General features: G+C 71.8%; 16 protein-coding genes and 1 pseudogene. 3 read left to right on the top strand and 14 right to left on the bottom strand.

All coding sequences use genetic code 11. The features are described from left to right. Positions 1-174 precede the first annotated feature (174 nt). The 6 genes from VT50_RS17435 to bldG all read right to left on the bottom strand — a co-directional run bounded on the left by VT50_RS17435 (position 175) and on the right by bldG (position 7,444). Positions 175-372 (bottom strand): hypothetical protein, encoded by a 198-nt coding sequence (locus tag VT50_RS17435; protein ID WP_046084578.1) that lies wholly within the window; start codon positions 370-372, stop codon positions 175-177. 295 nt (positions 373-667) lie between these two features. Next, a complete protein-coding gene (locus VT50_RS17430; RefSeq protein ID WP_240529193.1) occupies positions 668-2,308 on the bottom strand; it encodes a DUF7059 domain-containing protein in 1,641 nt (546 codons plus the stop codon). Between the two features lie 196 nt (positions 2,309-2,504). Then, a complete protein-coding gene (locus VT50_RS17425; protein ID WP_046084583.1) occupies positions 2,505-3,077 on the bottom strand; it encodes a hypothetical protein in 573 nt (190 codons plus the stop codon). Positions 3,078-3,314: 237 nt separating this feature from the next. Then, positions 3,315-5,753, bottom strand: a complete 2,439-nt coding sequence (locus VT50_RS17420) for a sodium-translocating pyrophosphatase (RefSeq protein WP_046084576.1) — start codon at positions 5,751-5,753, stop codon at positions 3,315-3,317. 828 nt (positions 5,754-6,581) lie between these two features. Next, the gene (locus VT50_RS17415; RefSeq protein ID WP_046084575.1) at positions 6,582-7,010 is read right to left on the bottom strand and encodes an ATP-binding protein; all 429 of its coding nucleotides are present in this window, start codon (positions 7,008-7,010) and stop codon (positions 6,582-6,584) included. 92 nt (positions 7,011-7,102) lie between these two features. Next, a complete protein-coding gene (bldG, locus tag VT50_RS17410; protein WP_014061729.1) occupies positions 7,103-7,444 on the bottom strand; it encodes an anti-sigma factor antagonist BldG in 342 nt (113 codons plus the stop codon). A 54-nt stretch (positions 7,445-7,498) separates the two neighbouring features. On the opposite strand from bldG, the gene VT50_RS17405 reads away from it, so the two are divergent. Beyond that, entirely contained in the window at positions 7,499-9,955 is a 2,457-nt protein-coding gene (locus VT50_RS17405; RefSeq protein WP_075200263.1) for a DEAD/DEAH box helicase, read from the top strand. 111 nt (positions 9,956-10,066) lie between these two features. Here VT50_RS17405 and VT50_RS41380 read toward each other — a convergent pair. The 7 genes and pseudogenes from VT50_RS41380 to ssd all read right to left on the bottom strand — a co-directional run. Beyond that, positions 10,067-10,264, bottom strand: a pseudogene (locus VT50_RS41380) (Rv3654c family TadE-like protein); the annotation flags it as partial. Between the two features lie 170 nt (positions 10,265-10,434). Further along, the gene (locus tag VT50_RS17395) at positions 10,435-10,878 is read right to left on the bottom strand and encodes a TadE family type IV pilus minor pilin (protein WP_046084573.1); all 444 of its coding nucleotides are present in this window, start codon (positions 10,876-10,878) and stop codon (positions 10,435-10,437) included. A gap of 202 nt (positions 10,879-11,080) precedes the next feature. Then, the gene (locus VT50_RS17390) at positions 11,081-11,278 is read right to left on the bottom strand and encodes a DUF4244 domain-containing protein (RefSeq protein ID WP_046084572.1); all 198 of its coding nucleotides are present in this window, start codon (positions 11,276-11,278) and stop codon (positions 11,081-11,083) included. A 226-nt stretch (positions 11,279-11,504) separates the two neighbouring features. Then, on the bottom strand, positions 11,505-12,320 hold the full coding sequence (locus VT50_RS17385) for a type II secretion system F family protein (protein WP_046084571.1): 816 nt from the start codon (positions 12,318-12,320) through the stop codon (positions 11,505-11,507). Then, on the bottom strand, positions 12,317-13,279 hold the full coding sequence (locus VT50_RS17380; protein WP_046084570.1) for a type II secretion system F family protein: 963 nt from the start codon (positions 13,277-13,279) through the stop codon (positions 12,317-12,319). Before VT50_RS17380 ends, VT50_RS17385 begins: the two co-directional genes overlap by 4 nt. Further along, on the bottom strand, positions 13,276-14,442 hold the full coding sequence (locus VT50_RS17375) for a TadA family conjugal transfer-associated ATPase (RefSeq protein WP_046084569.1): 1,167 nt from the start codon (positions 14,440-14,442) through the stop codon (positions 13,276-13,278). Before VT50_RS17375 ends, VT50_RS17380 begins: the two co-directional genes overlap by 4 nt. Further along, on the bottom strand, positions 14,439-15,548 hold the full coding sequence (ssd, locus tag VT50_RS17370) for a septum site-determining protein Ssd (RefSeq protein WP_046084568.1): 1,110 nt from the start codon (positions 15,546-15,548) through the stop codon (positions 14,439-14,441). Before ssd ends, VT50_RS17375 begins: the two co-directional genes overlap by 4 nt. Positions 15,549-16,001: 453 nt before the next feature. Here ssd and VT50_RS17365 point away from each other — a divergent pair, with 453 nt between their 5' ends. Further along, positions 16,002-16,838, top strand: coding sequence for an HAD family hydrolase (locus tag VT50_RS17365; RefSeq protein ID WP_046084567.1), 837 nt, complete (start codon positions 16,002-16,004; stop codon positions 16,836-16,838). Between the two features lie 454 nt (positions 16,839-17,292). On the opposite strand, the gene VT50_RS17360 is transcribed toward VT50_RS17365, so the two are convergent. After that, positions 17,293-18,120: a Fic family protein gene (locus VT50_RS17360; protein WP_046084566.1), complete on the bottom strand. Its 828-nt coding sequence runs from the start codon at positions 18,118-18,120 to the stop codon at positions 17,293-17,295. Positions 18,121-18,221: 101 nt separating this feature from the next. Here VT50_RS17360 and VT50_RS17355 point away from each other — a divergent pair, with 101 nt between their 5' ends. Beyond that, positions 18,222-19,229 (top strand): ATP-binding protein, encoded by a 1,008-nt coding sequence (locus tag VT50_RS17355; RefSeq protein ID WP_046084565.1) that lies wholly within the window; start codon positions 18,222-18,224, stop codon positions 19,227-19,229. Positions 19,230-19,297: the final 68 nt, after the last annotated feature.

Below are 19,297 nucleotides of genomic sequence, written 5' to 3'. Positions count from 1 at the left end.
GCAGTGCCGCGCAGGTAACGCTCACAGCCTCTTTTCTACGGTGACGCTGCGGAGTGTGACGGTACATCCCGCCCCCGTGTCAAACGGAAAAAGCCCGCAACGCCACTCGAACGGTAACCCGACAACCGTCCTGTCTGCCGCCCGGACCGGCACGAGGCAGCGTGGAAGGCCCTGTCAGGCGTAACCCAGGCACCAGATTCCGCCGCCGAGCGCGGCGATGCCGAAGAGGAGGGAGAGCGCCGCGGAAGCGACAGGGCTCACACCGTGTGCGACGGGCACACGCAGCCTCAGGCGCGCCGCCGTCCACAGCAGCAGCACGGCGCCGAACAACACGAATGCCGTTCCGGCGAAGATCGCAGGTCCGCTCTCCATGGCGGGAGCGTGGCACGCGCGGGAGGCGTGGGCGCGAACCCCGGGTGAACAGCACGCGTCGCCCGTCCCGGGCCGCGGCCGCACCCGTCCCGGGACGGCCCCTTCGGCGCCCGCGGCGACAGCTTCCTGCCATACGGGGGCGCGGAGGGGGTGCTGTACCCCCGGCGCACGCCCCGAGTGGACGCGCCGCGCGCTCCCCTACGGGTGTCATGGCGTCCCTATGCCGTCATGACACCTCCATGCCGTGCCGTCGTAAGCATCTCCATGCCCTCATGGCATCTCTATGCCGTCGTCTCTACGCCGTCGTCTCTATGCCGTCGTCGCCGACCGGCCGCAGAAAGCCCTGCTCGACCAGGAGCCGGATGGACTCCGGGGTGCGGTCGCGCAGCACCACCGGGTCCTCCCCGAGCAGCTGGGCGATGGCGTCCAGGATCCGGCCCGCGCTCAGCGTGCCGTCGCACACACCCGCGAAGCCCGCCCCGACCGTGTCCACCGTGGTCGCGCGGCGCATGCCACGGTGCTGCCTGAGCACCACGTGCTCGGGGTCCTCGGCCCCGGGCGGGCCCACCTGCTCCTGGACGACCTCGTCGGCCAGCCGGAAGTGGGCGGCCAGCAGCGCGGCGTCGTCATGCGCGCGCAGGAAGTCCTGCCGGTCGAAGTGGGCCATGACCTCGGCCCCCAGCGGCTGCTCGACCGGATGGGGCCACTCCTCCACGGTCACAGAGGGCCGGTCGGCGCCGGACTTGCGCAGGGTGATCCAGCCGAAGCCGACCGCCGTGGTCTTCCGCGCCTCGAACTCGTCCAGCCACGCGTCGTAGCGCGCCGCGTACGCCTCGGGACCGGCCAGGTGCTCACCGGCGTCGCGCAGCCACAGCTCGGCGTACTGGGTGACGTCCTGCACCTCGCGCTGCACGATCCACGCGTCACAGCCGGGCGGGACCCAGGAGGCCAGCCGCTCGCGCCAGTCCTCGCCCTCGACGTGCTGCCAGTTCGCGAGCAGCTGACACCAGCCGCCGTCGGTCAGATGCCCGGCGGACCGCTGGACCAGGGTGCGGCACAGATCGTCCCCGGACATCCCGCCCTCCCGGTAGACCAGCTCGCCGCCTTCCGGGGGCCGCGGGGAGATCACGAAGGGCGGGTTGGAGACGATCAGGTCGTACGTCTCCTCCCGGACCGGCTCGAACAGCGACCCCTCCCGAAGGTCCGGCTCCGGCGCCCCGGACAGGGCGAGGGTCAGCCGGGCGATGGCCAGGGCGCGCGGATTGCGGTCCGTGGCGGTCACGCGGGAGGAGTGGCGGCCCGCGTACAGCGCCTGGATGCCGGACCCGGTGCCGAGGTCGAGGACCCGGTCCACGGTCGCGGGCACGGTGAGACCGGCGAGCGTGGTGGACGCGCCGCCGACCCCGAGGACGAGCCGGGAGCGGTCCGCACCGCCGCGCGCGCCGCCCGGGCCGCCGATCCCCGCCGCGCCGCCGACCGCGCAGCCCAGGTCGGAGACGATCCACCAGTCCTGGCCCTCGGGACCGCCGTAAGGGCGCACGTCCACGCTCGCGCGCACCTCGTCGCCGTCGCGCACCAGCCAGCCGTCGGCGAGGCAGTCCTCGGCCGGGAGGGCCACGGCCGCCCGCCCGTACGCCACGGGGCGCTGCAGCAGGAAGAGCCGCACCAGGGTCTCCAGCGGGCCGCCTCCGCCCCGGGTGGCGCGCAGCGCCGGGACGGTCTCCCCGCGCGCAAGGGCCGTGTAGGCGGACGGGCCGAACAGGTCCAGCAGACCGTCGGCGGTGAAGGAGGCGGCCGACAGCGACTCTCGGAGGCGGGCGGTGCGCTCGGGGTCGGCGGCGGTGGGAAGGCGGAACGAGGACTGGTGCGTACTCACGCCCCCATTGTCGGGGCAACCACCGACAACGGGCGACGGCACTCGGCATCGGGACGACATCGCCCGCCCCGCCCTGGGTGACGGATCGACAGAGGGCGGGCCAGAGAGCGGCGTTGGGCCCCGCCAGGGGACGGCGTGGGGCCGCCAGAGGGCGGCGCTGGCCCCCTGGCGGCAGAACTCCCGGGCGGCCCCGTAAGGGACTGCTGAGACCGCTGGGAGGACTACAAAGGGCGTTCCGCGGCTCGGCCGGGGCCCGCTAGGACTGCGTGGCGGCGCCGCCGGCCGTCTTCGGCTTCTGGCAACCGGTCTGCTTGGCCATCGCCGAGCCGACCTTGCCCTCCTGGAGCTTCCTCAGGGCCTGGTCACCCGACTTGCTGATCTTGTCGAGCTCATCGGCGACGCCCTTGAGCCCCTGGGCGAACTTGGACTTGTCCGAGGTGTCCAGCTTGTCGACGGCCGACTTCAGCTTGGTGTACGACCCCGAGGTGGCGTTGAGCTCCTTGACCGCCTGCTTCTGGGTCTTGTCGCCGTTGTCCACGGGCGGCGGGCCCGCCTTGTTCACGGCCTTGGCGAGCGCCCCGTAGGACTCCGAGATCTCCTGGAACGCCTTGGAGTCGGTCTCCTGGAGCTTCTTGGAGTCCTGCTCGTCGGCGGCACCCTGGATCGCGGTGTTGGCGCCCTGGATCTTCTTCAGCTGAGGCTGCACCTCGTCACAGACCGACTTGGCCCAGTCGTTGACCTTCTTGTCGTCGTCACCGCCCCCGCAGCCGGTCAGCGCCAGTACGAGTGCCGCACCGCCGGACAGTGCAGCCACAAGCTTCTTGTTCACCGGATTGGTCCCTTCCATGACTCTCGGCCCCGGAACATACACGTCCATCCGGCGGAGCCCACGGGGAGAGCGTCCCGTATGCATGGCTATAGGGATATTTACACCACGCTCATTGTGGACATGGCCTCATCGAGCGGATGGCGCACCGCGGACGGGGAAGCGGGCGGACGATATGCCGTCGCACACCGCCCGCCCGCATGTCGCGGGGGCTTTCCCGGCCCCCTGGTCCCTTCCGGGCTAGGACACCACCGCCGCGTCGGCTGACTTCGCCACGTGCTCGGAGTTGTCTTCGTCACCTACGGCGATCCCGCGCCGCTTGGAGATGTAGACGGCGGTCACGATGACCAGGACGGCGATCGCCGCGACGGCCGCGCGCAGCCCCGGGCTGGCGTTGTCCCCGTAGGAGAACTTGACCACCGCGGGGGCGATCAGCAGCGCCACCAGGTTCATCACCTTCAGCAGCGGGTTGATCGCGGGTCCCGCGGTGTCCTTGAAGGGGTCGCCGACCGTGTCGCCGATCACCGTCGCGGCATGGGCCTCGCTCCCCTTGCCGCCGTGGTGACCGTCCTCGACCAGCTTCTTGGCGTTGTCCCAGGCGCCACCGGAGTTGGCGAGGAAGACGGCCATCAGCGTGCCGGTGCCGATCGCGCCCGCCAGGAACGAGCCGAGCGCGCCGACCCCGAAGGTGAAGCCGACGGCGATCGGTGCCATGACCGCGAGCAGACCCGGTGTGGCCAGCTCGCGCAGCGCGTCCTTGGTGCAGATGTCGACGACCCGGCCGTACTCCGGGGTCTCGCTGTAGTTCATGATCCCGGGCTTCTCGCGGAACTGCCGCCGCACCTCGAAGACCACCGCACCGGCCGACCGCGACACCGCGTTGATCGCCAGTCCGGAGAAGAGGAAGACGACGGCGGCGCCGAGGACGAGGCCCACGAGGTTGTTGGGCTGCGAGATGTCCAGGCTCAGATTCATCTCCCCGGCCACGGAAGTGTGCACATCGCTCACCGCCTCGGCGATGGCGTCGCGGTACGAGCCGAAGAGCGCGGCCGCGGCGAGCACCGCCGTCGCGATGGCGATGCCCTTGGTGATCGCCTTGGTGGTGTTGCCGACCGCGTCCAGGTCGGTGAGCACCTGCGCGCCCGCGCCCTCGACATCGCCGGACATCTCGGCGATGCCCTGGGCGTTGTCGGAGACCGGGCCGAAGGTGTCCATGGCGACGATCACGCCGACCGTGGTGAGCAGACCGGTACCGGCGAGCGCCACGGCGAACAGCGCCAGCATGATCGAGCTGCCGCCGAGCAGGAACGCGCCGTAGACGCTCAGCCCGATCAGCGCCGCCGAGTAGACGGCGGACTCCAGACCGAGCGAGATACCGGAGAGCACCACGGTGGCCGGGCCGGTCAGCGAGGTCTTGCCGACGTCCCGCACGGGACGCCGGGTGGTCTCGGTGAAGTAGCCCGTGAGCTGCTGGATGAGCGCGGCCAGCACGATGCCGACGGCGACCGCGACGAGCGCGAGCACCCTCGGGTCACCACTGTGGCCGAGGATCTCGCGGCTGGTGACGCCGTCGAGATCCGCGTAGCTGGACGGCAGATAGATGAACACCGCGACCGCCACCAGCGCCATCGAGATCAGGGCGGAGATGAAGAAGCCCCGGTTGATGGCGCTCATCCCGCTGCGGTCGGAGCGGCGCGGGGCCACGGCGAAGATCCCGATCATGGCGGTGATCACGCCGATGGCCGGGACGAGCAGCGGGAAGGCCAGCCCGGAGTCTCCGAAGGCCGCCTTGCCGAGGATCAGCGCGGCCACCAGGGTGACGGCGTACGACTCGAAGAGGTCGGCGGCCATACCGGCGCAGTCCCCGACGTTGTCGCCGACGTTGTCCGCGATGGTCGCGGCGTTGCGCGGGTCGTCCTCGGGGATGCCCTTCTCGACCTTGCCGACGAGGTCGGCGCCGACATCGGCGGCCTTGGTGAAGATGCCGCCGCCGACCCTCATGAACATCGCGATCAGCGCGGCGCCGAGCCCGAAGCCCTCCAGCACCTTGGGCGCGTCGGCCGCGTAGACCAGCACCACACAGGAGGCGCCCAGCAGCCCGAGGCCCACGGTGAACATGCCCACCACGCCGCCGGTACGGAATGCGATCTTCATTGCCTTGTGCGAGACGTCCGTGAGATCCACGCTCGGCTTACCGGGCGAGGCAGCGGCCGAATCGCCATTGACGGGCGTGGTGGGGGTCTCGGGGGTGGCCTCGCGGGCGGCGGCGGCGACGCGCACATTGCTGCGCACCGCGAGCCACATCCCGATATAGCCGGTCGCTGCCGAGAATGCCGCGCCGATCAGAAAGAACACCGAACGGCCGATGCGCTGCGGCCAGTCGTCCGCCGGCAACAGCATGAGCAGGAAGAACACCACTACGGCGAATCCACCGAGGGTGCGTAGCTGCCGGGCCAGATAGGCGTTGGCGCCTTCCTGAACGGCTTCGGCGATCTTCTTCATACTGTCCGTGCCCTCGCCGGCCGCGAGGACTTGTCGTACCAGCACCACCGCGACCGCGAGTGCCGCGATCGCGACGGCGGCGATCACCAGCACGATCACACGGTTGTCGTCGGTCAGCTCTGCGGCGGCCAGGGTTGGGGTGAGGTCCAGCTGATGAGGGGTGAGAGGCCCCGCCATTCGTCCTCCTTGACGTTTGGCACATGGGCGCGCAGCAGTTCTGCGACCGCAGAAGAGCCGCCGCGCTCAGGCGTCCTGAGCTCGAGATGTGGACGGATTGTAGGGAGCGTCACACGATCAAAACAGGGCACCGGAATGGTATTTCCCCCGCACCAGCGAAGATCAATAGGTTTGGCGGTACAAATTCCTTCGGAAGAAGGAAGGTCGACAATTCGATGACGGATGTAAAGTGATCTCTATAAATGATCTATATGGATGACCTCAATGGCGATCTTTCTGTGATCGCACGGCACTGATAAAAGTGCTGCTCAGAGCCTACGCGCGAGATCGATAAAGCGCGCGCCGGGAGATGCGCCGACGGTACGCCCGAGGTGCGCCCGGGGTGCGCCGGAACGATGCCGCCGAGCGGGCGCGGGCACGCCGACGACCGGACCGGCGATCTTGAAACGGCCGGTCCCGCGGCCCAGAAGATCGGGCGAGAGATGACGGGCAGCTGCCCCTCAGGGGCCCGCTTCCTCGGCCAGGGCACCCTTTGGGCCCACGCGGGCCCCCGAGGCTGGACGAGAGGGGCCCGCCCCACTGAGGGCAGAGCCCGAGCCGAGCAGGGTCATGACCCAAACCGGCACGAACGGAACCCGAACCGGACGCGGACACGCCTCGACACGGTACGGGCGAACCCGAACCGGCGAGGGCATGACTCGATCCCGTATGGGCGGACCCGGACCAGGCGCGGACATGGCCCGCCCCCGGGAGGAGGGGACCCGAAACCGGTGGGCCAGGCCGCCACAGGCCCTGGCCTGGGCCAGGACACCACGGTCTTGGCCTGGGCTAGGACACCAGAGGCTGGGGCGAGGTCGGCCAGCTCATCCGGATCACTCCACCGGTCTCGCTGGTCGTCACCTCGACATCGTCGACGAGCCCGCTGATGACGGCGAGACCCATCTCGTCCTCGCCCTCGGCCTCGTCGTCCACCTCCGGATGGGAGCCGGGCGCCAGGGCGGCCGAGGTCGGGGATTCGTCACCGACCTCGATGGAGAACTTCTTCTCCTCCTCGGTCAGGCTCACCCGCACCGGTGCCTCCACCCCATTGCTCAGGTGGAGCCCGACCGCGCGCGTGCAGGCCTCGCCGACCGCGAGCCGCACCTCGTCGAGCACGGCCTCATCTACCCCCGCCCGGCGCGCCACTGCCGCCGCGACAAGACGAGCGGTCCTGACGTGCTCGGGCAGCGCGCTGAAGCGGAGTTCGACGGTGGCCATGCCATCCCCCTCGGGCGTAAGGGCGTGCGTATCGGGAGGGCCGGGCGAACACCGCCCGGAACCCCCTTCTGAGTCTTCCTTCGGCGATCTTGTCAGTCGGTCGCCGCGACAGCGTCCTCGACCGAGGTGTGGATCGGAAACACCTTGGTCAGGCCGGTGATGCGGAAGATCTTCAGAATGCGCTCCTGGTTGCACACCAGGCGCAGCGAGCCCTCGTGGGCCCGCACTCGCTTGAGCCCGCCGACGAGCACGCCGAGTCCGGTGGAGTCGAGAAAGTCGACGCCCTCCATGTCGACGACCAAGTGGTAATTGCCGTCGTTGACAAGCTCGACCAGCTGCTCCCGCAGCTTGGGCGCGGTGTATACATCAATCTCGCCACCGACCTCGACGACCGTGCGGTCATCGACGGTCCGGGTCGACAGGGACAGGTCCACGGATCCTCCAGCACCTTGCATCGAGCGGTCGCCCCCCATGGATCGGCAGCCGCGATGGCATTCAATCACTTACCAGCAGGCGTGCACGACGCCTTGAGACCATTGTCCGTCAGACCAGTGACACACTCGGTGTCGATGGCCGACAACCAAATCCCGCGGCAGGCGGGGATACGCCCCTCACCCCGGGCTGTCCTCGGCCGGCTGAGCACCGGGGCGAGCCGGAGTACGCGCATCACTCATACGGAGCACTTGCCCCCACGCCCGGGAACCCATGCCGACTGGCCATCGGCGATCCGGCCAGAGGTGATCAACGCCATTCGCGCGGTCGGCATCGAGCGCCCCTGGTCCCACCAGGCGCGCACGGCCGCGCACGCGCTGCGCGGCGAATCCGTGGTCGTGGCCACCGGAACCGCCTCCGGCAAGTCCCTCGCCTATCTGGCCCCCGTCCTCAGCACCCTGCTGGACGGCTCGGAGGAGCCCAGCGGCCGGGGGGCGACCGCCCTGTACCTCTCCCCCACCAAGGCGCTGGCCGCCGATCAGCGACGCGCGGTGGCCGACCTCACCGCCCCGCTGGGCACCGGCGTCCGGGCGGCGGTCTACGACGGCGACACACCCGTCGAGGAGCGCGAGTGGGTCCGGCAGTACGCGAACTATGTGCTCACCAACCCCGACATGCTCCACCGGGGCATCCTGCCCGGCCACCCCAGATGGTCCTCCTTCCTGCGCACCCTGCGCTATGTGGTGATCGACGAGTGCCACACCTACCGGGGCGTCTTCGGCTCCCATGTGGCCCAGGTGCTGCGCAGGCTGCGCCGCGTCTGCGCCCGCTACGGCTCCTCGCCGGTGTTCCTGCTCGCCTCGGCCACCGCCTCCGATCCGGCGATCGCCGCACGCCGGCTGACCGGCGTGCCCGTGGTGGAGATCACCGAGGACGGCTCGCCCCGCGGCGAGGTCGTCTTCGCCCTCTGGGAGCCGCCGCTGACCGAGCTCCACGGCGAGCAGGGCGCCCCCGTGCGCCGCACGGCCACGGCCGAGTCCGCGGACCTGCTCACCGACCTGGCCGTCCAGGGCGTCCGTACGGTCACCTTCGTACGCTCCCGGCGGGGCGCGGAGCTCATCGCGCTCATCGCCCAGGAGCGGCTCGCGGAGGTCGACCGCTCGCTGCCGGACCGGATCGCCGCCTATCGCGGCGGCTATCTCCCCGAGGAGCGCCGAGCCCTGGAGAAGGCCCTGCACTCCGGTGAGCTGCTGGGGCTCGCGGCCACCACCGCCCTGGAGCTGGGGATGGACATCGCCGGGCTGGACGCCGTCGTCGTGGCGGGCTATCCCGGGACCCGCGCCTCCCTGTGGCAGCAGGCGGGGCGGGCGGGGCGCACCGGCGAAGGGGCCCTGGCGATCCTGGTCGCCCGTGACGATCCGCTGGACACCTATCTCGTCCACCACCCGGACGCCCTCTTCCGGCAGCCGGTGGAGTCCACCGTCCTGGACCCGGACAACCCTTACGTCCTCGCGCCGCACCTGTGCGCCGCCGCGGCCGAGCTTCCGCTCACCGAGCCCGACCTGGAGCTCTTCGGGACCGCCACCGAGGAGCTGATGCCGCAGCTGGAGCAGCGCAAGCTGCTGCGCCGCCGGGCGAAGGCCTGGCACTGGACCCGCCGTGAGCGCGCCGCCGACCTCACCGACATCCGCGGGGCGGGCGGCAGCCCGGTCCAGGTCGTGGAGGCGGCCACCGGGCGGCTGCTGGGCACCGTGGACGCCGCGGCGGCCCACACCACCGTCCACGAGGGTGCCGTCCACCTCCACCAGGGCCGGAGCTATCTCGTCAAGCAACTCGACCTCGATGACTCGGTGGCCCTCGTGGAGGAGGCCACGCCGCCCTACTCGACCACCGCCCGCGACACCACCGCGATCTCCATCCTGGAGACGACCACCGAGATCCCGTGGGGGAACGCGCGGCTGTGCTTCGGCTCGGTCGAGGTCACCAACCAGGTGGTCTCCTTCCTGCGCCGCAAGCTGATCACCGGTGAGGTCCTCGGCGAGTCCAAGCTGGACCTTCCGCCGCGCACCCTGCGCACCCGGGCGGTGTGGTGGACGGTGACCGACGACCAGCTCGACGAGGCCCGGGTGCACCCCCAGGCCCTCGGCGGCGCCCTGCACGCCGCCGAGCACGCCTCGATCGGCATCCTGCCGCTCTTCGCCACCTGTGACCGCTGGGACATCGGCGGGGTGTCCATCCCGCTGCACCCCGACACGCTGCTGCCCACCGTCTTCGTCTACGACGGGCACCCCGGGGGCGCGGGCTTCGCCGAGCGCGCCTTCCACACGGCCGCTCGCTGGCTGGCGGCCACCCGCGAGGCGATCGCCGTCTGCGAGTGCGAGGCGGGATGCCCGTCCTGCATCCAGTCGCCCAAGTGCGGCAACGGCAACGATCCGCTGGACAAGAAGGCCGCCATCCGCCTGCTGACGACCCTGCTCGCCGGTGCCCCGGAGCAGCCGCCGACCGCCGAGTGACCGCTCCCCGCCGCCCCGTGGGGATGGCGGTCCGGTGACCGGAGTGCCCGCGGGCCCCGCCCGCGCCCGGACGCGGAGGGCGAACGGGCCGGTGCGCACCTCCGCCGTGAGATCCGCAATCTCACCGCTCAGGACGCACCGCACCACGCGCGCCCCTTGCGCGGAGGCCACCTGCCGGGCGAGACCGCACGCCGTGCGCGCCCCCTCCAGACCGTGGTCCGCCGCCGCGAGCGCCGACAGATCGGCGGCGCCGCCCGCCCGATGGCGGGCCACCATGGCTTGCCCGGCCGCGAGTACGGCCGCGAACACCACGCACAGCGCCGTCGCGGCCAGCGCGGTCCAGACGGTGGCCGACCCCCGGTCGTCCGCCCTTCTCACGACACCGCCTCCACGGCTCACGGGACCGCATGCAGAGGTGACTAACCCGTCTCCCGGGCTCACGCCACCGCCTGCAGGGGTCGGCAACCCGCTTCCAGGGCTCACGGGCCCACCTCCCGGGACGCACCGCTCACCGTGCTGTCCTCGCCCGCCTTGCCCATCGCGTCGTCAGCGCCCACCGAGTCCTCGGCGAGCGCGACGGCCTCGCCGCGCAGATCCACCGCCAGTGGACCTGGACCGGCGGCGTGGGTACGGACCCGCACCCGTACCAGGTCCCCCTCCCGCCACAGCTCGACCCGAGCCCCATCGGGGGCGGCCGAGCGGGCGGCGGCCATCGCGTCCGCCTTCGGCTCCGAACGCGCCGCCGCCCTCGCCCCGGCCCTGGCAGCGTCCACGCACTGAAGCTGCGCGGACGCGGCCATCAGCCCCCAGATCAGCATCAGGGCGAACAGCGCAAGCACCGGCAGTGCGACGGCCGCCTCCGCCGTGACGTAGCCGCTGTCCCGCGCGGGGCCCCGGGCCCCCGGGACGCCCGTCCTGGGCACGCTAAGGGCCCTCGGAGCGCCCCCGCGAGCCCTCCGGACGCTGCTGGCTCCCGGGACGCTCCTGGCCCGCAGGACGCCACTGCCTCTCGGGACGCTGCTGGCCCTCCAGACGCCACGGGCCTTCGGAACGCTGCTGGCCTTCGGGACGCCCCGCGCGCCGCTCCTGGCGCGCGGGCCCGTCCCCTCCGCCGTACCCGGCGACTCAGAACTGCGCATCGAGCGCCCGTCCGATGATCGACTGCAGCGCACTGCTGACGGCCCCGCTGGTCACCACCTTGTAGAGCACCGCGGCGAATCCGCATGCCGCGATCGTTCCCATCGCGTACTCGGCGGTGGTCATGCCCGCCTCGGCCTTCGCCCGCGCCGCCGCGTACCGCCGTACCCACCACTGCTTCACCATGTCGGCCCCCTTGTCCTGTCCGCTGTCCTGTCCGCGGTGTCACCGACCGCGGTGTCGTCGTCCGTCGTGCTGTTGTCGTGCGGTTGCCGTTGGCGCGGCTGCGCCCATGCGGCTGTTGTTGGAATGGCTGTTGTTGGAACGGCTGCCGCTCGTGCGGTTGCCGCTCGTGCAGCCACCGTTTGTGCCGCTGTCGTTCGCTCTGTCGTCCTCGTGGTCTCTCTGGTGCTCAGGGGCCGTGGCCCGCCGCGCCATGGGCCAGCCCGATCATCACCGGGGCCAGGCCGACCAGCAGGAACGCGGGGAGGAAGCAGCCCGCGAGCGGTGCGTTCACCAGCACACCTGTACGGTGGGCCCGTCTCATCGCCTCCCGTCCCTGCTCGGCGCGGCATTCGGCCGCCAGCCGGGACACCTGCTCCACCGCCGGAGCGCCCGTTGTCCCGGCGCGTTCCAGGGCGCGCGCCAGTCCCTGCGCTCCGGGCAGGGCCCCGATCCGCCCCCAGGCGTGGGCCGGTTCGCCGCCCAGCCGCAGCTCCGCCGCGGTCTGGGCAAGCCGCTCGCCGACCGGACCGCCGAGCGAACCTCCCACCGCCTCCGCTGCCTTCTGCGGGCCCGCTCCGGCCGCCAGGCAGGCCGTCAGCAGATCGGCCGCCAGTGGGATCTGAGGCGCGGCGACGGTCTCGAGGTGCCGGTCCGGGCCGGACCGCCCAGCCGTGGCCCGGCGGTGCCGCTGCCACCGCCAGAGGCCGCAGGCCGCAGCGAGCCCCAGCACCCACCCCGGCGGCCCTCCGATGAGGACGACGGCGATCGTCAGCACACCGCCCGGTGCGGCCCAGGCGGGCGGAGCACCCACACCGGACCCGCCGCGCCACCGCCACGGCCGGGCCCGTCCCGGCCGCCCCTCCTCCGCGCCCGGAAGCAGCGCCACCAGCCGTCGTCGGGCGCCGCGCTCCCGACGGGCCTCGACCATCGCCATCGCCGCGCACAGGGCCGCCGCGAGGAAGGACAGCGACATCCCCAGGCTGTGGACAACCTCGGCGCTCATCGGCCACCCCGGCGCTCCGCCGGGCCTCGGCCCAGGTGCGGATTGCCTCGCCGCCGCCCTGGCTCACGCGCGGCTCGCACCATCCGGCCGGTCCAGACCAGGCCCGCCCACTCCAACAGGCCGCCCACCAGCAGACAGCCCAGCCCTGCCGGGGTGTGCAGCAGTACGTGCAGCGGATTGGAGCCCATCAGGCCGCCCAGCGCCAGCCCGACGATGGGCAGCACGGCCAGCCCGAGGGCGGTGGCCCTGGCCCCCGCCAACTTGGCGTCCAGGCTTTCCCGCTGGTCCCGCTCGGCGCGCAGCGCCGCCGCCACCCGGTCGAGACCCGCCGCCAGACCCGCCCCCTCGTCGACCGCCACCTGCCAGCAGGCCGCGACCCCGGTCAGCCCCTCGGCGCCCGGCAGCCGGGCCACCCTCCGCAGCGCGTCCGGCACGTCCCCGCCGAACCGCGCCGCAGCCGTCACCAGCCCCCAACGCTCCCTCAGATGGCCGGGATCCACCGCCAGCAGCGCCTCGCCGGGATGCCGACCGGCCCGCAGCTCACCCGCCACGGTGGCACAGAGCTCGATCACCCCGGCGGCGCGCCGCACGCGGTCCCGCTCGCCCCGCCGGGACCGTAGCCACCGGCCGACGACCGGGGTGGCCAGCACCGCCCCGAGCAGCGGCAGAACCGACGCACCCAGCAGTGCGATCACACATCCGACCGGCAGACACAGCAGCTCACGCCCCATCCGCCCGCCGTACTTGACCCGCCAGCGCTCCCGCAGCCAGGCGGCGGTCTCGGACAGCCGGCGCACCGGGTCGGCTTCCCCCGGCTCGACGGGGCCGCCGCCCGCGAACAGCAGCCTGGCCCGGCGCAGCTCCCGGTCCCGCCCGGTGAGCAGCCATAAGGCCACCCCCACGCACAGCGTCGCGGCGCAGAGCGTCAGCGCCCCCGGGTCCGCTCCCGTGCCCGTCATGCCGCACCTCCGCCCCGTGCGCACAGCCGCTGGAGCCGCTGCCAGCCCGCCGCCCGCTCGAAGCCCTCCGGGCCCCAGACGGCCGCGGGGAGGGTCGTGACGAAGCCCGCCCGGTCCCGGTCCAGCACATGCAGCTCGGCGATCCTGCGGCGCCCGGCGCGGTCCCGCACCAGATGGACCACGACCGACAGCGCCGCCGCCAGCTGGCTGTGGAGCGCGGCCCGGTCCAGACCCGCGGTCGAGCCAAGCGCCTCCAGCCGCGCGGGCACGTCGGCCGCCGTATTGGCGTGGACCGTGCCGCAGCCGCCCTCATGGCCGGTGTTCAGGGCTCCCAGGAGGTCGGTGACCTCGGCGCCCCTCACCTCCCCGACCACCAGCCGGTCGGGGCGCATCCGCAGCGCCTGCCGCACCAGATCCCGCAGGGTGACCTGGCCCCGGCCCTCCTGGTTGGCGGGCCGGGTCTCCAGCCGGACGACATGCGGGTGGTCGGGCCGCAACTCGGCCGAGTCCTCGGCGAGAACGATGCGCTCCCGCGGCCCGACCAACCCGAGCAGGGTGCTCAGCAGCGTGGTCTTGCCGGAGCCCGTGCCGCCGCTGATCAGGAAGGACAGCCGGGCGTCCAGCATGGCCCCCAGCAGCCGCGCACCCCCCGGCGGCACCGTCCCGGCCCCCTCCAGCTCCGCGAGGGAGAACGCCCGGGGGCGCACCACCCGCAGCGACAGACAGGTGGAACCGACCGCGACCGGAGGGAGCACCGCATGCAGCCGGGTCCCGTCCGGAAGCCGGGCGTCCACCCATGGCCGGGCGTCGTCCAGCCGCCGCCCGGCCACCGCGGCGAGCCGCTGCGCGAGCCTGCGCACGGATGCCGCGTCCATGAAGGTGACCCCTGTGCGCTCCAGCCCTAAGCCCCGGTCCACCCACACCTCGTCGGGGGCGGTGACCAGGACGTCCGTGACATCGGACGCGGCCAGCAGCGGCTCCAGGGGGCCGGTGCCGACCAGCTCGGAGCGCAGCGCCTCCACGACCCCGAGCACCTCGGTGTCGCCGAGCAGCCGCCCCTCCTCGCGCAGGGCTGACGCCACCCGCGCGGGTGTGGGTTCCGCGCCGCTCCCGGCCAGCCGCAGCCGCACCGCGTCCAGCAGATCCGGCGATACGGCGCTCATGCGGTGGCACCTCCCTCGTCGGCGAGGGCGCGCGTCCAGAACTCGGCACAGAACCGGCCGAGCGGGCCACGGGGGCTGCCGCCCGGGGGCTCCCCGCCCTCGAACGCGTCCGCCAGACCGGGCTCCGGTGGCAGCTGACCGGCGAGCGGCAGCCCGAGCAGCTCCGCGATCTCCTCGTCGCCGAGCTCCGGCCCGCACGGGCCCCGCACCACCGCGCGCAGATCCCGCAGCACCATGCCCACCGTGGACGCCACCCGGTGGGCGGCCGCGACCGCTCGCAGCTCCGCAGGGACGACCAGCAGCCCGAGGTCGATCTGGGACAGCGCCTCGGCCGCCGCGTCGTCGACACGGCGCGGCAGATCCACCACCACGACCCCGCCGCGCCGTCGGGCCGCGGCCAGCACCGCCCGCATCGCCGGCGGCGGGATGACGACCGAATCGCCGCGGTCCCAGCTGAGCACCCGCAGCGCGTGCAGCTCCGGCAGCGACTCCTCCAGGGCGCTCCCGGCGACCCGCCCCCGCGATTCGGCGAAGGCGGGCCATCTCAGCCCCTGCGCGCCCTCACCGCCGAGCAGCACATCGAGCCCGCCGCCCAGCGGATCGGCATCGATCAGCATGGTGCGCCGGCCGGAGCGGGCCGCGGTGACCGCCAGGGCGCAGGCGAGGGTGGAGGCGCCCGCCCCGCCGCGGCCGCCGATGACCCCGACGGTCAGGGCCTGCCGCCCCACGCCTTCGGCGACATCGGCGATCCGGTCCACCAGCCAGGTCTCGGCATCGGGCAGGAACGCCACATTGTCCGCGCCGAGCGCCACCGCCCGCTGCCAGATGCCGTGGTCGTCCAGATCGCGCCCGATGAGCAGCACCCCTTGTCTGCGGGCTCGGTCGGACAGCCGGGCGGCCGAGTCGTCGCCGACCAGAATCAGCGGTGCGGCCTCCCAACTGCCCCGGCGGGTGAGCGCGCCATGCGCCACTTCCGGTTCCGCTCCGGCCGCCGCGCACAGCCGCAGCAGATCGTCGAGAAGCGCCTCGTCCTCGGTGACGATGAGCGGTCTGCTTCGCTGTCCTTCGATCGCCGAAGGGCGTTCCGGTGTGATGGATGCAGTCACGATCCCCTCCCATATCCGTTACGCGCTCTCACTCCCGCGAACGGCGAGTGCGAGCATCGCGGAGAATCACCGTGCTGCGATCCAGGAAATCTTGGGGATCTTGGTCCAAAACCGTGGACAACTCATCAGTTGTGAATATCCCAGTCACCTAAACCGGTGACTTCCAGAGAGCAGCCTAGCGATTACGCACGGTTACCGCTCAAGCTGTGGAGAGGCGGGGCCGCACAGGCCCGAGAGAGGGGAGCAAGATCTCATGAGAACGCCGAAAACGCGTCCGGACATGCGACGACCCCCGCCGGGGGGGAGAGCGGGGGTCGTCCCCACGGCCGACTCGGGGGGGGAGGAGTCGGGCCGGGTTAGCACGGTCGCGAACGATCCGTGACTTCCATGGTGTACCCGAGAGCCTTCTCAGGCAAACCCACGCGCCTCACCTTACGCCGAATGGTGGGCCCTATGCTCGGCGTCGTGGAAAACCACTCCTTGCCTCGGACAGCTGCCTTCTTTGACCTGGACAAGACGGTCATTGCGAAGTCAAGCACTCTCACCTTCAGCAAGTCCTTCTACCGGGGTGGGCTGATCAACCGTCGGGCCGCACTGCGTACTGCCTATGCACAGTTTGTCTTCCTCACCGGCCGCGCCGATCACGAGCAGATGGAGCGGATGCGCAAGTACCTCTCCGCGCTCTGCCGAGGATGGAATGTCCAGCAGGTCAAGGAGATCGTCGCGGAGACCCTCCACGACCTCATCGACCCCATCATCTACGACGAGGCCGCCTCGCTCATCGAGGAGCATCACACCGCGGGGCGCGATGTGGTGATCGTCAGCACCTCCGGGGCGGAGGTGGTCGAGCCGATCGGCGAGCTCCTGGGCGCGGACCGCGTGGTGGCCACTCGCATGGTGGTCGAGGACGGAGTATTCACCGGCGAGGTGGCGTACTACGCCTATGGCCCGACCAAGGCAGAGGCGATCGCCGAGTTGGCGGAGTCGGAGGGCTACGACTTGTCGCGCTGTTACGCCTACAGCGATTCGGTGACCGATCTCCCGATGCTGGAAGCGGTCGGCCACCCCCATACGGTCAACCCGGACCGGGCACTGCGGCGCGAGGCGACGGCCCGCGGCTGGCCGGTGCTCTCCTTCAACCGCCCGGTGCGGTTGAAGCAGCGCCGCCCCTCGCTCGCCATGCCGCCGCGTCCGGCGCTCGCCGTGGCGGCGGCCGTCGGCGCGGCCGCCGCCACCGCCGGACTGCTGTGGTACACCAATCGGCGCCGCGCCCTTTATGCCCGCATTTAGGGGTAACAGCAAAGATCTGCAGTGGGGGGTTCCGATTGACCCCTCGCAGGAGTACAAAGGAATCGACGGCCCGCGAGACCAGGGGTATCCGGGAGGAAACCCCCCAGACGCCAAGGCCCCACGGACCGAGCACAGATGCTGAGCACCCACGCGACGTCGACCCGTCGATTACGGGCCAGCCGCACCAGGTGACGGGCAGAAGTTCCCGACCTGATGGGCGAATGAGATTGCACGCATGGTAACCCGGCAGCTGTGCCAGCGGCGGTGCCCCTGTGGCACCGCCGCAACTCTTGTCCGGGGCGAGCCGCCTCGTCCGGCGTCAGACCACCGCATCCGTCCCGGATCAGCCCGGACCTCTCCGGCACCAGGCCGCACCCGTGCGCGTCAGCCCGCGCCTGTCAGCCCGTGCCTCTCCGGCGCCACGCCAGACCCGTCCGCGTCAGGCCCATCCCCGTCAGGCCGCCCCGCGCTGCAGGGCCTCGCAGACCGCCGTGGACTCCCGCACCCCGAGCTCAACCGCCCGTCCGCAGTGCCCGATCCACACCGCCATCCCCTCCGGCGTCCCGGACGCATAGCCCTCCAGCGCCGCCATGTAGGGCGCGGCTCCCAGCTCCGCGTACCCCACCTCGGCCGGGCAGATGGACTTCGGATCGAGACCGCTGCCGACCAGCACGATCCGTTCGGCCGCCCGCGCCACCAAACCGTTGTGGGAGACAAAGGGCCGCAGGGCGAGCAGTTCGCCATGCACCACGGCCGCCGTCACCAGTGCCGGAGCCTCACTGCCCGCGAGCAGCAGCCGGGCCAGCCCATCGAGCCGCCCCGCCACCTCGTCCGCGTCCGGCAGCGGCAGATCGGACCCGATCAGCGGCTCGTCCACCGGCTCACCCGACTGCCTCGGGCGGCCGATCCTCTCGTCACCCTCCGCCCCACCCGCCGCGACCAGATGCAGCCGGGCCAGCACCCGCAGCGGCGACTGCCGCCAGATGCTCAGCAGCTGCCCCGCCTCGGCGGTCAACCGCAGCGCCGCCCCCACCGTGCGCGGCTCGCCCCCGGCCCCGAAGTCGGTGCGGCGGCGCACCTCTTCCAGCGCCCAGTCCGCACCGGCCAGCGCGGCGGAGCCCCGCGCCCCGCGCAACGCCGCCTCGGAGGTGACCTCATTGCTGCGGCGGCGCATCACCCGGTGCCCATAGACCCGGTCCACGGCGGTCCGTACGGCGTTCACGGACTCGGTCACACCGGGCAGCGCGGCCAGGGTGGCGAGCGGATCAGCTGACGTACTCATGAGTACGACACTACGCACCTCGCGCCGGGCACCCTCGTTGGAGTGGTGTTCTTCACGTAAATCCCTCATGGACCGGGATCGCTCACCTACGCTAGGTGAACATGAAGATCGCTTTCGTAGGCAAGGGTGGGAGCGGCAAGACCACGCTGTCGTCGCTGTTCATCCGCCATCTCGCCGCCACCCACGCCCCCGTCGTCGCCGTTGACGCCGATATCAATCAGCATCTGGGTGTGGCGCTCGGACTCGACGAGGCGGAGGCCGCCGCGCTGCCCGCGATGGGCGCCCATCTCCCGCTGATCAAGGACTACTTGCGCGGTACGAACCCCCGGATCACCTCCGCCGAGACCATGATCAAGACCACCCCGCCGGGTGAGGGCTCGCGGCTGCTGCGGATCGGCGAGGACAACCCCGTCTACCAGGCATGCGCCCGCACCCTGCCGCTCGACAACGGATCGGTGCGGCTGATGGCGACCGGCCCCTTCACCGAATCCGACCTCGGTGTCGCCTGCTACCACTCCAAGGTCGGCGCGATCGAGCTGTGCCTGAACCACCTCGTCGACGGGCGCGGCGAGTTCATCGTCGTCGATATGACGGCGGGCAGCGACTCCTTCGCCTCCGGCCTCTTCACCCGCTTCGACATGACGTTCCTGGTGGCCGAGCCCACGCGCAAGGGCGTCTCCGTCTACCGCCAGTACAAGGAGTACGCCCGCGACTTCGATGTGGCGCTCCGGGTGGTCGGCAACAAGGTGCAGGGCCCGGAGGACCTGGACTACCTCCGTGCGGAGGTGGGCGATGACCTGCTGGTCGCGTTCGGCCACTCCGACTGGGTCCGGGCGATGGAAAAGGGCCGTGCTCCCCGGTTCGAGGAGCTGGAGGAGCCGAACCGCGCGGCGCTGCGGACGCTGCGGGACGCGGTGGACGCCTCGTACGAGCGGCGCGACTGGCAGCGGTACACCCGTCAGATGGTGCACTTCCACCTGAAGAACGCGCAGAGCTGGGGAAACGCGAAGACGGGTGCCGACCTCGCCGCCCAGGTCGACCCCGCCTTCGAGCTGCGGGAGTTCGCGCCGGAGGGGGACTCGGCGGCTACTACTCCCACTCCCGCCTAAACGTCCGCTGATCCCCGCTCTCCGCTCAGCGTCAGCTAGTGAGCTGGTCTTGAGTTGGGTCGTCGCCA

Origin of the sequence: Streptomyces antioxidans (assembly GCF_000968685.2) — a bacterium.
Classification (GTDB): Bacteria; Actinomycetota; Actinomycetes; order Streptomycetales; family Streptomycetaceae; genus Streptomyces; species Streptomyces antioxidans.
Note: the sequence above shows the minus strand (reverse complement) of the source record. Positions and strands in the feature narration are given on the sequence as shown.

Bases quoted from the DNA above. Each gene is read 5' to 3' on its own strand.
- VT50_RS17430 (WP_240529193.1), bottom strand. From the start codon at position 2,308: ATGTCGTCCCGATGCCGAGTGCCGTCGCCCGTTGTCGGTGGTTGCCCC.
- VT50_RS17390 (WP_046084572.1), bottom strand. From the start codon at position 11,278: ATGGTGAAGCAGTGGTGGGTACGGCGGTACGCGGCGGCGCGGGCGAAG.
- VT50_RS17405 (WP_075200263.1), top strand. From the start codon at position 7,499: ATGGCATTCAATCACTTACCAGCAGGCGTGCACGACGCCTTGAGACCA.
- VT50_RS17385 (WP_046084571.1), bottom strand. From the start codon at position 12,320: ATGAGCGCCGAGGTTGTCCACAGCCTGGGGATGTCGCTGTCCTTCCTC.
- VT50_RS17435 (WP_046084578.1), bottom strand. From the start codon at position 372: ATGGAGAGCGGACCTGCGATCTTCGCCGGAACGGCATTCGTGTTGTTC.
- VT50_RS17360 (WP_046084566.1), bottom strand. From the start codon at position 18,120: ATGAGTACGTCAGCTGATCCGCTCGCCACCCTGGCCGCGCTGCCCGGT.
- VT50_RS17380 (WP_046084570.1), bottom strand. From the start codon at position 13,279: ATGACGGGCACGGGAGCGGACCCGGGGGCGCTGACGCTCTGCGCCGCG.
- VT50_RS17375 (WP_046084569.1), bottom strand. From the start codon at position 14,442: ATGAGCGCCGTATCGCCGGATCTGCTGGACGCGGTGCGGCTGCGGCTG.
- VT50_RS17365 (WP_046084567.1), top strand. From the start codon at position 16,002: ATGCTCGGCGTCGTGGAAAACCACTCCTTGCCTCGGACAGCTGCCTTC.
- VT50_RS17420 (WP_046084576.1), bottom strand. From the start codon at position 5,753: ATGGCGGGGCCTCTCACCCCTCATCAGCTGGACCTCACCCCAACCCTG.
- VT50_RS17415 (WP_046084575.1), bottom strand. From the start codon at position 7,010: ATGGCCACCGTCGAACTCCGCTTCAGCGCGCTGCCCGAGCACGTCAGG.
- VT50_RS17355 (WP_046084565.1), top strand. From the start codon at position 18,222: ATGAAGATCGCTTTCGTAGGCAAGGGTGGGAGCGGCAAGACCACGCTG.